Annotated in this window: 13 protein-coding genes and 1 tRNA gene; 7 read left to right on the top strand and 7 right to left on the bottom strand. The window is 70.8% G+C overall.

From position 1 onward, the window contains the following. Window positions 1-595 precede the first annotated feature (595 nt). On the top strand, window positions 596-904 hold the full coding sequence (locus tag FXF68_RS22790; RefSeq protein WP_148762467.1) for a type 2 periplasmic-binding domain-containing protein: 309 nt from the start codon (window positions 596-598) through the stop codon (window positions 902-904). Next, window positions 901-1224 carry a type II toxin-antitoxin system PemK/MazF family toxin gene (locus FXF68_RS22785; protein ID WP_246178893.1) on the top strand — a complete coding sequence of 108 codons (324 nt, stop codon included), beginning with the start codon at window positions 901-903 and terminating at the stop codon, window positions 1222-1224. Before FXF68_RS22790 ends, FXF68_RS22785 begins: the two co-directional genes overlap by 4 nt. Window positions 1225-1476: 252 nt before the next feature. On the opposite strand, the gene FXF68_RS22780 is transcribed toward FXF68_RS22785, so the two are convergent. Continuing rightward, window positions 1477-1547, bottom strand: a tRNA-Gly gene (locus tag FXF68_RS22780). 80 nt (window positions 1548-1627) lie between these two features. On the opposite strand from FXF68_RS22780, the gene dcd reads away from it, so the two are divergent. Beyond that, window positions 1628-2203 carry a dCTP deaminase gene (gene dcd, locus FXF68_RS22775; protein WP_067892601.1) on the top strand — a complete coding sequence of 192 codons (576 nt, stop codon included), beginning with the start codon at window positions 1628-1630 and terminating at the stop codon, window positions 2201-2203. A gap of 8 nt (window positions 2204-2211) precedes the next feature. On the opposite strand, the gene FXF68_RS22770 is transcribed toward dcd, so the two are convergent. After that, complete coding sequence (locus FXF68_RS22770) at window positions 2212-2982, bottom strand: ZIP family metal transporter (RefSeq protein ID WP_148762465.1); 771 nt, start codon at window positions 2980-2982, stop codon at window positions 2212-2214. A 59-nt stretch (window positions 2983-3041) separates the two neighbouring features. Next, window positions 3042-3809 (bottom strand): hypothetical protein, encoded by a 768-nt coding sequence (locus tag FXF68_RS22765; RefSeq protein WP_148762463.1) that lies wholly within the window; start codon window positions 3807-3809, stop codon window positions 3042-3044. A 151-nt stretch (window positions 3810-3960) separates the two neighbouring features. Between FXF68_RS22765 and FXF68_RS22760 the strand changes: the two genes are divergently transcribed. Then, complete coding sequence (locus FXF68_RS22760) at window positions 3961-5649, top strand: AfsR/SARP family transcriptional regulator (RefSeq protein ID WP_246178937.1); 1689 nt, start codon at window positions 3961-3963, stop codon at window positions 5647-5649. 52 nt (window positions 5650-5701) lie between these two features. Here the strand turns inward: FXF68_RS22760 and FXF68_RS22755 are convergent, their stop codons facing one another. Beyond that, on the bottom strand, window positions 5702-7801 hold the full coding sequence (locus tag FXF68_RS22755; protein WP_425458616.1) for a (Fe-S)-binding protein: 2100 nt from the start codon (window positions 7799-7801) through the stop codon (window positions 5702-5704). Window positions 7802-8172: 371 nt separating this feature from the next. On the opposite strand from FXF68_RS22755, the gene FXF68_RS22750 reads away from it, so the two are divergent. After that, window positions 8173-8742 carry a TIGR03086 family metal-binding protein gene (locus tag FXF68_RS22750; protein ID WP_342787164.1) on the top strand — a complete coding sequence of 190 codons (570 nt, stop codon included), beginning with the start codon at window positions 8173-8175 and terminating at the stop codon, window positions 8740-8742. Window positions 8743-8943: 201 nt separating this feature from the next. Here the strand turns inward: FXF68_RS22750 and FXF68_RS22745 are convergent, their stop codons facing one another. Beyond that, window positions 8944-10152, bottom strand: a complete 1209-nt coding sequence (locus FXF68_RS22745) for an acetyl-CoA C-acetyltransferase (protein WP_148762457.1) — start codon at window positions 10150-10152, stop codon at window positions 8944-8946. A 113-nt stretch (window positions 10153-10265) separates the two neighbouring features. Here FXF68_RS22745 and FXF68_RS22740 point away from each other — a divergent pair, with 113 nt between their 5' ends. Next, window positions 10266-11843: a 3-hydroxyacyl-CoA dehydrogenase gene (locus FXF68_RS22740; RefSeq protein ID WP_148762455.1), complete on the top strand. Its 1578-nt coding sequence runs from the start codon at window positions 10266-10268 to the stop codon at window positions 11841-11843. 42 nt (window positions 11844-11885) lie between these two features. Here FXF68_RS22740 and FXF68_RS22735 read toward each other — a convergent pair whose 3' ends face one another. Both FXF68_RS22735 and FXF68_RS22730 read right to left on the bottom strand, forming a co-directional pair. Beyond that, window positions 11886-13061 (bottom strand): hypothetical protein, encoded by a 1176-nt coding sequence (locus tag FXF68_RS22735; RefSeq protein ID WP_148762453.1) that lies wholly within the window; start codon window positions 13059-13061, stop codon window positions 11886-11888. After that, entirely contained in the window at window positions 13054-13692 is a 639-nt protein-coding gene (locus FXF68_RS22730) for an RNA polymerase sigma factor (RefSeq protein ID WP_148762451.1), read from the bottom strand. The genes FXF68_RS22735 and FXF68_RS22730 overlap by 8 nt, the downstream gene beginning before the upstream one ends. Window positions 13693-14092: 400 nt before the next feature. Here FXF68_RS22730 and FXF68_RS22725 point away from each other — a divergent pair. Further along, the coding region (locus FXF68_RS22725; RefSeq protein ID WP_148762449.1) for an Hsp70 family protein at window positions 14093-14258 on the top strand (166 nt) is incomplete at its 3' end.

The following is a 14258-nucleotide window of genomic DNA, read 5'->3' as shown; positions in this document are numbered from 1 at the left end:
ACGCCCGTCACAGGCGCACTCGTCGTCCCATGCGATCCCAACGGTCCTGGTGCCGGTGGCCTAATGGCCGCTAACGGCCCGTCGCTGACAACGCCTACAAACGATCAAGGCCCAGGTTCGGGGAGTGCTTCCCTGGCCTGGGCCTCTGTGGTGGGAGCGGGTGACGGGAATCGAACCCGCGCTGTCAGCTTGGGAATAGTTCCGATCTTGCCCGTTGGTACCGCTGACCTGGCCAAGTGCCGTACCGCTAGTGACCGTGAATGCCCCTTGGTCACCCTGCCTTATGGCCCGCTAACGGCCCGTCACTGTAGCCACTGGTCTGCGCGCACTCGGCTTGATCGGAACGACGGCGCCTGCAGACCCCGGCGGCACGCAGGCATGGAGCGCAGGCCGCCGACCAAAGCCCGAACATCGAACGCCGCGAGCCGTGAGACCGTACTCGACGGCAGCTTCGGCCAGTGCCTGAGGCACGTCAGTGGTCGGAGGGCGATGCCGGACACAGTGGCCGTACGGGGGTGGACGTCCCACCTCCCCTCAGATCTGCAGCAGTAAGTGCTGCATCATTCGATGCGTAATGTGCTGTACACTTGACTGCATGAACGTACGCAAGAGTGTCCCGGTAGGGCCCGAGGACGTCATCACCTTGGAGCGCATGCACGCTCCCACCAGTCCCGAGCGCCAGGCCCTAGCCCAACTCACCGGCCACGAACTGGACGCCAGCGCCTCCGATGCAGAGATCCTCGCCGCGTTGGTCCGCGCAGGACGAGAAGCCGTCACCCAACAGGTGGCGACCACCGGGTACGCGGCATGGGCGGCCGAAATGGACGACGAGGACCGCGCCTACCGCACCGCCCGCCGTGGCTGGGATCGCGGCAACAAGGTGGCTGGTGAAACGAAAGCGTGAACGCTGCCCCCAACATCGTCCCCATCCGCGGTCGGATCTATCGTGCCGATCTCGGCTACGGTCTCAAGCCGTGGCTAGTGGTCTCCAACAACGCCCGCAACAACGCCATCGATGATTGCCTCGTTGCGCGGATCACCACCACTCGCCGCGATCTACCATCCTGGGCTCCCCTGAGCGCCAGCGACCCACTCGCTGGATACGTCAACTGCGACGACCTCGGCCCCCTTTACCGAGACCAGATCGTCGCTGATCTGGGGGCGCTGTCTATGCCCACGATGATGAACGTCGGCCGGGCACTGCGGCACGCCTTGGCACTGTGACCGCCCTCGGCCGATACGACCGGACTTCCTTTGACCGACGGTGTACTGAGGCATGGCAGCAAACTCGCATGTCGCGGCGCCGGGCGTATTGGTCCAGGCCGAGCAGGGACGAAACGAGGACGATGGCGTAGTCGCTGCGGCACTTGTGCTCATGGCTTGATGGCACACTCACTGCACAGCAGGCGTAGAAGCCAGAAACGATCAAAGCCTAGGTCTGGGGGTCATGTCCCTGGCCTGGGCCTTTGTGGTGGGAGCGGGTGACGGGAATCGAACCCGCGCTGTCAGCTTGGGAAGCTGAAGTTCTACCATTGAACTACACCCGCGTGGGGAGGCTTGGGCCTCCCGTGTTGTGAGTACTGTACCGGAAGTCGGTGGGGGCCTGGTCGTGGGATAGCGTTTCGGGGTGCTGCTCTCCGATCGTGACATCAGGGCCGAGCTCGAATCCGGGCGGGTGAAGATCGACCCGTATGAGCCGGAGATGGTCCAGCCGTCCAGCGTGGACGTGAGGCTCGACCGGTACTTCCGGGTGTTCGAGAACCACAGGTATCCGCACATCGACCCTGCCGTGGAGCAGCGGGATCTGACGCGGCTGGTGGAGGTGGACGCCGAGGAGGCGTTCGTCCTGCATCCGGGGGAGTTCGTGCTCGCCTCGACGTACGAGGTGTTCGGGCTGCCGGACGATCTGGCCGCCCGGCTGGAAGGGAAGTCAAGCCTGGGACGGCTCGGGCTGCTCACGCACTCGACCGCCGGGTGGATCGACCCCGGGTTCTCCGGGCACGTGACGTTGGAACTGTCGAACGTCGCGACGCTGCCGATCAAGCTGTGGCCGGGCATGAAGATCGGGCAGATGTGCCTGTTCCGGACGAGTTCGCCGACCGAGTTCCCGTATGGCTCTGAACGGTACGGGTCGCGGTACCAGGACCAGCGGGGGCCGACGCCGTCGCGGTCGTACCTGAACTTTCATCGCACCAAGGTGTAGTCGACCCCCTAGTGCGCCAGGCCGACGCTGAATAGGACGGCTGCTAGGCCCAGGCCCGTTGCGCACAGGGTCAGGACGCGCGGGTGGACGCTGTGCGCCTCCGGGAGGATCTCGGAGGCGGACAGGTACAGCAGGACTCCGGCGAAGAAACCCAGGTAGGGGGCTAGGACGGCCTCCGGGACGTGGACGAGCGTGCCGAGCGCGGCGCCCGCGATGGGAGCGGCGGCGTCCGCGACCAGCAGCAGGACGGCGGGACGCCGGTCGCCCCGGTTCAGCGACGCGGCCGTGAAAGTGTTGAAGCCGTCCGCGAAGTCGTGCGTGACGACGGCGAGCGCGACGAACGCGCCGACCTCCGTCCCGGACTGGAAGCCGAGCCCGATGCTGAGGCCGTCCACGAGGCTGTGCGCGACGAGCGCGGACGCGGCGAGCAGTCCGGCCGTGCGCCCCGCCGCGCGGCCGGTACCGGACGCGACGGCGGGGGAATGGGCGTGGACGTGCGGGGCGTACTCGTCCTCGTGCGCCCGGTGGATCGCCACCGCCTGCTCGACGACGTGCAGCAGCAGGAAGCCGGCGGCAAAGCCGATCATGGGCGTGGGGACGCCGAGCAGGTCGTGCCGCGCCATCTCCAGCGACTCGGGGACCAGGTCGAACGCGACGACGCCGAGCATCAGCCCGCCCGCCAGCCCGAGGACGAGGTGCCGGTGGTCGCGCACCCGCATCGCCGTCAGCCCCCCGGCGAGCGTCATCAGGAACGCGAGGACGGACACCAGCACGGCCATCCCTGGGTCTTACCAGGACATCCCCCACCGCAACCACCGCCCGCCGCGCCCGCCCGCGCTCAGTTCAGCGCCGGGACGTCGACCACGGACTTGGCGGGCGGCGCCTGGACGGTCACCGGCTGCCCGTACTCGACGTATTCGAGCCGGTCCTCCCGTCCGCCCTCCATGAGCAGCACGTACGGAAGACCCTGCGTCGCGATCTGGATCTTGTCCCCCGCCGAGTCGGACAGCACCACGGTGGGAATGTCGCCGACCTTGCCCGCGCCCTCCTTCCGCCATCCCCTGCCGCTCTTCACCGCCTCGTCGAACAGAGTCGTCTTGTTCACGAAAGCCGCGAGTTCGCGGAAGTCGGCGCTGGTGGTCTTCATCTTGAGGTACTTGCCGGAGAGGAGCTGCGCGGCTCCCTTGCCGCCGGCCGACCTCCAGAACCTGTCGTTGCCGGACATGTAGACGACCTTGCCGATCACGGTGAGTTCGGCGCGCTCCGAGCGCTGCTGGAGGGAGCCGGTCACCTTCGTCCTCCCCTCGAAACGGAAGTCGATCTTGTATTTCTCGCCGTCCTCGACCTGGCCGCGCACTCGCACGTACCGCGCGGACGCCGTCGCCGCGCGGGCGCGGGCGAAGATCTGGGCCGGTTTCAGGGCCGCGATCCCGTTGTCGGTCGCGGACGGCGACGGCGATGCCGACGCGGAAGGCGAGGCGGACGCCCCCGTGGTGGCCGCCTCCTTCTTCGCGCCGTCCGACTCGCCGGCCGGTCCGCATCCGGCGGTGAACGCGAGCGCCAGGACGAGCGCCGCCGGAATCCCCGCCCGTAGATGGTGATGCACCGAGGTCCCCTTTCATTGCGTATCGGAGCAAGCCCCCGATGTCCGGAAAATGCTGCTGCGCGGCGGTGCGGAATCACTGTCGGTATGCTGCGGTCACTGCGCCCCGGCTGCGGAACGACGGCGGTGGCGCCGGAAGCGGGGGCGTTTGGGGGTGGTCACGCTGGCGGGCGACGGCTCCCCGCTGCGTTTCGAGATCCTCGGCCGTCCGGCCGCCTGGCGGGACGGACGGGAGCTCGACCTCGGTCCCGGCAAGCAGCGCGCCGTGCTCGCCGTGCTCCTGCTGTCGCCCAACCGTCCGGTGCCGACGTCCTCGATCGTGGAGGCCGTCTGGGGGGACGAGCCGCCGGACAACGGGGCGAACGTCGTCCAGAAATACGTCGCCGGGCTGCGCCGCGTGCTGGAGCCGGAGCGCTCGCCGCGCTCTCCCGGACGCCTGCTGACGCTGACCGGCGCCGGGTACGCGCTGCGCGTCCCGCCCGAGGGCCTGGACGCCGAGATCTTCCAGGACCGGGTGAGGGAGGCCCACGCCGTCCGCGCCGCAGGTGACCCGGCGCGGGCCGAGGCACTGCTGCGGGACGCGCTGTCCGGCTGGCGCGGGACGGCGCTCGCCGGGCTGAACGGCTCGTTCTTCGAAGCCGCGCGCGGCCGCCTGGACGAGGAGCGCGCCGCCGCGCTGGAGGCGTGCGCGGAGATCGGGTTGGAGCTGGGCGAGCACGCGCGGCTGGTGCCCGAGCTGATCCGGCTCGTCGCCGAGTACCCGCTGCGCGAGGGCTTCCGGTACCTGCTGATGCTGGCCCTGTACCGGTGCGGACGCCAGGCCGAGGCCCTCGCCGCCTACCGGGACGCCCGCGACTTCTTCGCCGACGAGTTCGGCGTCGAGCCGGGCGAACGGCTCCAGACCCTGCACGTCGGCATCCTCCGCGCCGACCCCGCCCTGGCCGCCCCGCCCGCGCCCGCGGACACGCCGCCCGCGGACGATCTTCCAGAACCGGCCGGGACGGGTGCGGCGGCGGGGTTCGCGCCGCCCGATCCGCCCGCGGCGGCGCCGGTGCGGGCGGAGCACGTCCCGGCGACGATGGTCGCCGCTCACCCGGCGGCGGCCGGCCAGCCGTGGCCCGGCGTCCCGGTCGTCGGCCCGGCGCCCGCCATCGGATGGCCCCCGCCCCAGGCGCCCGCCCGGCGGCGGTATCCGTGGGCCGTGCGGACCGGTCTGATACTGGCCCCGCTGCTCAGCTTCGGCGCCCTGACCTGGGCCGAGGTCGCCTACTTCGCGGCGCGGCGCCGGAGCGGGACGCTCGGGCTCATGTCCGTCGGCTACCTGGTGATGACGGTCGTCTTCTTCTACGGCGCCGCCGCCACCGACCCCGAGGCGACGGGCTGGTGGGACGTCCCGATGATGTTCTCGGTGTTCGTGACGACGCTCGGCGGCGGCGTCCACCTGGCTCTGATCACCGCCGAGCCGTCGTCGCCGCCGGACGGCCCGGCCGGCCTGTCCGAGGCGGCGGTGGACGTCGCGCTGATCGAGCGGCGGGTCCGGCGCGACCAGGCGCGGTCGCTGGTGGCGCACCATCCGGCGGTGGCGCGGGAGCTGCGGATCGGGCGTCCCGACCTCGCCCGGACGTTCGACGACGGCGGCCTGGTCGACGTCAACGCGGCGCCCGAGCACGTGCTCGCCGCGCTGCCGGGCCTGGACCCGTACCACGCGAAACTGATCGTGCTGGCCCGGACGGCGCACGGGCCGCTCCCGTCCGTCGACGACCTCGCCGTCCGGGAGATCCTGCCGTTCCACACGGTGCACGCACTGCGCGAAACACTGATCGCCGTCCCGCCCGAAGCCTGACCCGCGACATGGGAAGACCCCCGGCCGCGTGACGGCCGGGGGTCTTCGCGCGCTATTCGGCGGCGACGGGCTCCTTCTCCGGGGCCTTGCCCTCGCCCTTGATGGAGCGGATCAGCAACTGCGAGACGTCGACGACTTCGAGGGATTCCTTCGCGTCGCCGGAGTTCTTCTTCTCGTTGATCGCGTCACCGAGCATGACGAGGCAGAACGGGCAGGCCGTGGACACGGTGTCCGGATCGGTGGCGAGCGCCTCGTCCACGCGCTCGGTGTTGATGCGCTTTCCGATGCGCTCTTCCATCCACATCCGGGCGCCGCCCGCGCCGCAGCAGAATCCGCGGTCCTTGTGCCGGTGCATTTCCTGCGTCTTGACGCCGGGGACGGTCGCCATGATGTCGCGCGGCTGCTTGTAGACCTTGTTGTGCCGTCCGAGGAAGCACGGGTCGTGGTAGGTGATGTTCTCCTCGATCGGCGAGACCGGGGTGAGTTTCCCGGACTCCACGAGGTGCGCGAGCAGTTGCGTGTGGTGCACGACCTCGTAGTTCCCGCCGATCTGCGGGTACTCGTTGGCCAATGTGTTGAAGCAGTGCGGGCAGGTCGCGACGATCTTCTTCGCGCCCGCGTCGTTCAGCGTCTCGACGTTCTGCTGGGCGAGCATCTGGAACACGAATTCCATGCCGAGACGGCGGGCCGGGTCGCCGGTGCAGGCCTCCATCGGGCCGAGCACCGCGAATTTCACGCCCGCGATGTGCAGCAGTTCCGCGACGGCCTTGGTGGTCTTCTTGGCACGGTCTTCCAGCGCGCCCGCGCAGCCGACCCAGAACAGGTACTCGGTGTCCTCGGACACCTTCTCGTCGACGACGTCCACCTCGAAGTCGAGCTCCTCGATCCATTCGAGGCGCTTCATCTCGGACATCCCCCACGGGTTGCCCTTGTTCTCCAGGTTCTTGAGCATGACGCCCGCCTCGGACGGGAAGCTGGACTCGATCATGACCTGGAAACGGCGCATGTCCAGGATGTGGTCGATGTGCTCGATGTCGACCGGGCACTGCTCGACGCACGCGCCGCAGTTCGTGCACGACCAGAGGACGTCCGGGTGAATGACGCCGTCCTCGCCGACCAGTTCCTTGTCCACCTGCATGGCGAGCTTCTGCTCTTCGGTGAACGAGGCCCGCTTCTCCTCGGACGCCGTGAAATACGGCGCCTTCGCGAGCGCGTGGTCGCGCAGTTCGAGGATGACCATCTTCGGCGACAGCGGCTTGCCGGTGTTCCAGGCCGGGCACTGGGACTGGCAGCGACCGCACTCGGTGCAGGTCGCCATGTCGAGGAAGCCCTTCCAGGTGAAGTCCTCGATCTTGCCGCGGCCGAAGACGTCCTCGTCCGGGTCGGCCTCCTCGAAGTCGAGCGGCTTGCCGCCCGACATCATCGGCTGCGCGGCGCCGAGGCCGTCCGGGCGGCGCTTGAACATGACGTTCAGCGGGGCCAGGAAGATGTGCAGGTGCTTGGAATGCACGACGAACACGAGGAACACCAGCGCGACGCCGATGTGCAGCAGCAGCCCGACCGACTCGACCACTTCGAGGGTGTCGTGGCTGAGGCCCTCGAAAAGGTGGCCGACCGTCCAGGAGAAGTAGGCGCCCTTTCCGTAGGCGAGGTTCCCGCTGGCGTACTCGGCGCCGCGGAAGAAGAACATCGTCCAGATCACGTTGAAGATCATGATCAGGGTGATCCACGCGCCGGACAGGTGCGAGCCCTTGAACCGGGAGTCGCGGCCGATCCGCTTCGGCGAGTTCTTGATCCGGATCGCAGTGAACACCAGCAGGCCCGCGGTACAGGCCAGGGCGATGGTGTCCTGGACGAACCCGATCGGCCCCCACGTCTGGAGGCCCGGAATGTGCTTGTCCAGACCGGCCAGCAACGCGACCGCGGCCTCCAGGTAGACCGTGATCAGCAGGATGAACGCCCACATCACCGCGGCGTGCGCGGCGCCCGCCACCGTCCACTTGAGCAGCTTGCGCTGCCCGAACACCTCGGTGACCTGCCCCTCCAGGTCGGCCTTCGGGTCACGCTTGACCTGCAGCACCCGCTCGGGGTCGGGCTGCCCGCTCTTCGCGACGGTGTACAGGAACAGCACCCGCCGGCCGGCGAGCGCCATCGCGACCGCCGCTCCGGCGAGCCCAATGACCAACGTGATCCAGAACACTGTTCCGTCCTCCTGGGGTACGGGCGATGGCAGTCAGCGTAAGACTCGCGGCGGACCGCTTCTCACCCGGGGCCCGAATACTACTCGGTAGTAGCTTATGCGTCACCCGCGCCGGTCCGGGGCAGCGCCCGCGGGACGTCCGCCCGCGCATCCGCACTCCGACCTGGCGTTCCTCTCATTCCCCCTACTTTAGGGATTCACGTCACCGATGAATATCGCCCGGTTCCCGAGTCCATATCCATAGACGGGTCCCGTCCAGCGGCGGTCCCGTCCAGCGGAACGTCACCGGACGATCGTCCAACGGAGGAACCAGTATGACCGCGATGCCCGATCTCGCGCCCGCCGCCCGCCGGATGGCGGACCTGCTCGCCGGCGTCCGCGACGCGCAGCTCGACGCGCCGACGCCCTGCGACATGCCGCTCGGCGCGCTGCTCGACCACCTGAACGGCCTGACCCTCGCGTTCACCTGGGCCGCCGAGAAGGAGTTCCCGGACGGGCCGTCGCGGCCGCCGTCCGCGGACGCCACCCGGCTCCCGTCCGACTGGCGGACCCGCATCCCCGCGCAGCTCGACGCCCTCGCCGCCGCCTGGCGCTCGCCCGACGCCTGGCAGGGCATGACCCGGGCGGGCGGGGTCGACCTCCCCGGCGAGGCGGCCGGACACGTCGCGATGAACGAGCTGGTCGTCCACGGCTGGGACATCGCGCGCGCCAGCGGCCAGCCCTACGAGGTGGGCGAGGACGAGGTCGCCGCCTGCCTGGCCTTCGTGGCCCCGACCGTCGAACAGAGCGGCGGCGCCGGCATCGAGGGCCTCTTCGGCCCCGCCGTGGACGTCCCCTGCGACGCGCCCCCACTGGACCGCCTGCTCGGCATGACCGGCAGAAACCCGGCCTGACAAGACCTGAGCCGAGGCCACGGGTCGTGCGGCCGGAGGCGCCCCAACGCCGGAGGCCGCACGACCCGCCGGCGCAGGCGACCGCAGCGACGCCACACACACCCGCACAGGCAAGACAGCCCGCCACAGCGGCGTGAGGATCGCCTGCGCCGCAACGGGGGTTCCAGGGGGGCGCCCCTTGGGTTAACTCGCCCCCCTGGGTTAACACTTCTCGAAGATGGCGGCCAGGCCCTGGCCGCCGCCTATGCACATTGTTTCCAGGCCGTAGCGGGAGTCGCGGCGGCGCATTTCGCGGGCGAGGGTGGCGAGGATGCGGGCGCCGGTGGCGCCTACGGGGTGGCCCAGGGAGATGCCGGAGCCGTTGACGTTGACGCGGTCCCAGTCGGCTTCCTTGAGGTCCCATTCGCGGGTGACGGCAAGGGCCTGCGCGGCGAACGCCTCGTTCAGTTCGATCAGGTCGATGTCGGCGAGGGTGAGCCCGGCCCGGTCGAGGGCGCGCGCCGTCGCGGGGACGGGGCCGATGCCCATCGTCCGGGGCGGCACCCCGGCGCGGGCCCAGGAGACGAGCCGGACGAGGGGACGGAGCCCCAGCTCGGCGGCCCGCTCGGGAGTCGTGACGACGCAGGCGGCGGCCGCGTCGTTCTGGCCGCTGGCGTTCCCGGCGGTGACCGTCGCCTCGTCGTCGGTCTTGCCAAGGACGGGACGCAGCTTCGCCAGCGTCTCCACGGTCGTGTCGGGACGCGGGTGCTCGTCGGTGTCGACGACCGTGTCCCCCTTCCGCGAGCGGACGGTCACCGGGACGATCTCCTCCGCGAACGCGCCCGACCTCTGCGCGGCGACGGCGCGCCGGTGGGAGCGGACGGCCAGCTCGTCCTGCTCCTCGCGTCCGATGCCGTATTCGCGGCGCAGGTTCTCGGCGGTCTCCAGCATCCCGCCGGGCACCGGGTGGTGGGCGCCGCCAGCGGTGACGCGCCCCTGCGCGAGCGCGTCGTGCAGTTCGAGGGACGGCCCGCGGATGCCCCAGCGCGCGGCCGTCGTGTAGAAGGGCGCGTTGCTCATGCTCTCCGCGCCGCCCGCGATGATCACGTCACTGGCGCCGGTCTGGATCTGCATGGCCGCGTTCACGACGGCCTGGAGCCCGGACCCGCAGCGCCGGTCGAGCTGGACGCCGCCGACCTCGACCGGCAGCCCGGCGTCGAGCGCGGCGACACGGCCGATGGCGGGGGCGTCCGACGTCGGGTAGCAGTGCCCGAGGATCACCTCGTCGATCGCGTCGCCGGACAGTCCGGTCCGTTCGACGAGCGTCCGGATGACGGTGGCGGCGAGTTCGGCGGCCTGGACGGTCTTCAACACCCCGCCGAACCGGCCGATGGGAGTACGGAGCGGCTCGCAGATCACCGCGTCGCGCATGGTGGCTCCTTGGACGTCGATGTCGGACATCAGGCAGGCTACGGCCCGGGGCGCGGCGGGCGGCGCCCACCCTTCCGTCCAGCGGGGGGTTGAATGCCAGGGAATCTTGGGAAATGCCGGGAAACCAGGAGTGGGCGATCGAGGAGGCGGCGGTGGCGGAGTGGGCGCGGCGGGCGACGACGGTCCGGGTGGTCGGGACGGGGGCGATGGGACGCGGCATCGCACAGCTCGCCGCGGCCGGAGGGCTGACGGTCGAGCTGGCGGACGTCCGGATCGAGGCGGTGACCAGCGCGGTCGAGGACATCGGCGGCATGTTCGACCGGCTCGTGAGCAAGGGGCGGATGGACGCGGGCGACGCGGCGCGGGCCAAGGAGAGGCTGCGTCCGGTGGGCGAGCCGCTCACGCCGTTCCAGGAATGCGATCTCGTGATCGAGGCCGTCCGGGAGGACCTGGACACGAAGCGGAAGCTGTTCGCGGCGCTGGAGGGCACGTGTCCCGAGCACACGATCCTGGCGACCAACACCAGTTCGCTGTCGGTGACGGCCATCGGCGCGGCGTTGAAGGACCCGTCCAGGCTGGCGGGACTCCATTTCTTCAACCCGGTGCCGTTGATGCGCCTGGTCGAGGTGATTCCTGGCGCGCGGACGGCCGACTGGGTCCCGGACGCGCTGGCCGACCTGGTGAGGCGTCTCGGTCACGAACCCGTGGTCGCCCCAGACGCGCCCGGCTTCCTCGTCAACCACGCTGGGCGCGGGCTGGTGACGGAGGCGTTGCAGATCCTGTCCGAGGGCGCCGCCGAGCCCGCGGACATCGACCGCATAGCGCGCGACGTACTCGGCCTGAAAATGGGCCCCTGCGAACTGCTCGACCTCACCGGAATGGACGTCTCGCACTCCGTCATGGAGTCCATCTGGGAGGGGTTCTACGGGGAGCCTCGGTTCCGTCCGTCCAGGATCGGACGGGCCCGGGTCGACGCGGGGATGTTCGGACGCAAGACGGGCGAAGGCTTCTACGGGTATGTAGACGGCGCTAAGCAAGAGCCGCCGGAGGTGACGGCACCGGTCGTGGAGCCGCGTCCTGTGTGGGTGCACGGAGATGTGCGCGAAGAACTGGGCGCGCTGCTTTCGACGTCCGGGGTGGAGGTCGAGCAAGGGGACGAGCCGTCCGGCCGGGCGATCGCCCTTGTCGCGCCGTTCGGGCAGAGCACGCTTGGCGCGGCCCAGGCCGAGGGCCTTCCCGTGGAGCGCACCTTGGGTGTCGACCCGTTCGGTGGGTTCTTCACTCGGCTCACCCTGTCCGTGCATCCGGGCGTTGACAAAACGGCTGGGCGCGCGGCCCTCGCGGCCCTTGTCTCCACGGGACGGTCCGTCAGCGTCGTCCGGGACGCGCCCGCGCCCGTCGCGCAACGCCTGCTCACCGCCATCGTGAACGTGGGCTGCGGGATCGCGGAGCAGCGGCTCGCCCGTCCCGAGGACGTCGACACGGCGGTGCGGCTCGGGCTCGGCTACCCGCGCGGCCCGCTGGAGTGGGGCGAGCAGGCCGGGGCGGAAAGCGTCCTCGCGATCCTGCGCGGCCTGCACGCGGCGACCGGCGACCCGCGCTACCGGCCGAGCGGCTGGCTCACCGAACGGGCGGCGCTCGGCCTGCCCCTGACCGAGGCCGGCACCGCACCGTCCGACCTCACCTCCTGAAAAGCCCGCGGGCCTCCGGAGAGGGCCCGCGGGCTCGACGGGTCAGAACGGGAGTTTCGCGGGCGGGTTCGGCTTGGCGTCCGTCCATCCCGCCGAACGGCAGGCCATGTAGTCGAGGACGAAGCCGGGCCTCATCTCCGCGTACGGCCCGCCCGGCTGGGTGAGCACGGTCTGCGTGGACAGCAGCGCGCCGGTGCGCTCGTCGAAGACGATCTCCACGCGGACGCGGTAGGTCCCCTGCTGGGCCTTCGGCGTGCCGAACTCACCGGTCTCCGTCACCGCGCGGTCGTCGGTGCCCAGCGCGGCGCCCCGGCGGCCCAGCGGATCGGTGACGCGGCCGATCTCGTGCACGCCCGGCTGGGCGGCCAGCGCCCTCATCAGGCCGGACCGCACCTTCGGCGAGACCGGCGTGGCCAGCAGGCCCGACACCCGCATGATCTTCATCGCCGCGAGCGCCCGCCGCCCGGACTTCGCCCCGCTCGGGTCGGCCCGTCCGGCCGCCTTCCCCTCCTGCTCCATCGCCTTCCCGCTCAGGAACAACTGGGCGAGCTTCTCCGGGTCGGTCGGGAGGTTCTGCAGGTCCTCGACCGACTTGCCGATGATGAACTTGCCGCCGCCGCGAGGATCGACGCCCACGTTGGGGCCGTCCGAGGTCCACGCGGTCGCCTTGGTCGTATAGGTGGCGAAGTGATCACCGGACCAGACGCGGATCTGCGACGGCGCCCCGGCCGCGCGCCACAGGGCCGCGTCCCGCGCGGTCTGCGGATGGGCCGGGAGGTCGCGGCCGTAGTACGCCTCGCCCATGCCCGACTTCACACCCGACCAGTTGAACGTCTCGCTGTGCGCGCCGAAGATCGCGTAGGTCCCGGTCTTCGCGCGCACCACGTACGCCTGGCCGCTGACCCTGTCGTCGTGCCAGTACTTGCCCATCGGCTGGAGTTCGGCCTTCTCCGCCGCCGCGAGCACCGCTCCCTTGCCCAGCTCGACCGTCGGGTGCGGAGCGGGCGGCGACGACCCCGTGGCCGCGATCACGACCGCGGTGGCCGCGCCGACCGCGACCACGCCCGCCCCGACCTTCAACCTCCACCCGGTGGCGCGCCACCCGGACCGGACGCGCGGCGCCTGCTCGAACATCCGGGCGCGGGCCTCGGTCATCTCGGCCGCCGTCGGGGGCGCGGGCTCGCCGTACGCTTCGCGGACCGTCCGCAGGTCATCCATGGTCGTCCTCCAGGTCGTGCATCGGATTGGTCCCGCCGAGCGCCGCGCGCACCTTCCGGCGCGCCCGGTTGAGCCGCGAGCCGACCGTCCCGTACGGGATGTCCAGCGCGGCCGCCACCTCCTGGTGGCTCATGTCGGCCAGCGCGACGAGCAGCAGCACGTCCCGGTCGCGCGCGGGCAGCGCCGCGATCGCCCCGGCCAGGCGTCCGCGCAGCCCTTCGGCGCTGACCCGGGCGTCCACCCGGTCGGCGTGCCCGCCGCCCGCGTCGTCGCCGGAGCGCTCGGCGGGGCCGAGCCGCTCGCGGGCGCGCAGCCCGCGCACCTCGGCGCGCCGGTGCCTGCCGATGACGTTGGTCGCGATGCCGTAGAGCCAGGTCCGGACGGCGGCCCGCGAGTCGTCGTAGCGGGCCCGCTGGCGGAACGCCTCCAGGAACGTCTGCGACGCGATGTCGGACGCGGCGTCCGGGCCGAGCCGCCGGGCCGCGTACCCGTGGATCTCCGCGAAGTAGGCGTCGAAGATGGCGCCGAACCGCTCGGGCTCGTTCAGGGACATCCGCAGGACGGTGCTGTCCTCCACCCGGCCGGGCCGTGTGTCCGGGGGCGGATCCGCGGTGAGGGGCTCCCCTGTCATGTGCTGCCTTTCCGTGGCGGACGGCGGTCGTACACGTATCACCCGGAGCCCGACATCACTTTCACGGGCATCGCTCGCACGGGCATCGCTCGCACGGGCATCGCTTGCACGGGCCTCGCTCGCACGGGCATCGCTCGCACGGCGTCCTCCTGGGGATGGACGCGGCGCGCGCGGGCCTCGTCCACGAGGCCGATCTCTTCGCTCGCGGGACGCCGCGGGGAACCGGAATACCCCGCTCACTCGTCCTGTTGAAGAGGTCGTCAGTAAAGTTGAGTCCGGTCGGCTCAAGTCATTTGACAGAGCGGGGACGTCCGGGCACTCTTGCGGACAGCAGACGAACCGGCCGCACCCTGGCGCGACCGGGGAGCGATACACCGGAGAAACGACGGAGGACGAGAACATGGCACGTGCGGTCGGCATCGACCTCGGGACGACCAACTCGGTCGTCGCGATCCTGGAGGGCGGAGAGCCCACGGTCATCGCGAACGCGGAGGGGTCGCGGACCACGCCGTCCGTCGTCGCCTTCGCCAAGAACGGTGAGGTGCTGGTGGGCGAGGTCGCCAAGC

This window comes from Actinomadura decatromicini (assembly GCF_008121305.1).
In the GTDB taxonomy this organism is placed as follows: Bacteria; Actinomycetota; Actinomycetes; order Streptosporangiales; family Streptosporangiaceae; genus Spirillospora; species Spirillospora syzygii.
Note: the sequence above shows the minus strand (reverse complement) of the source record. Positions and strands in the feature narration are given on the sequence as shown.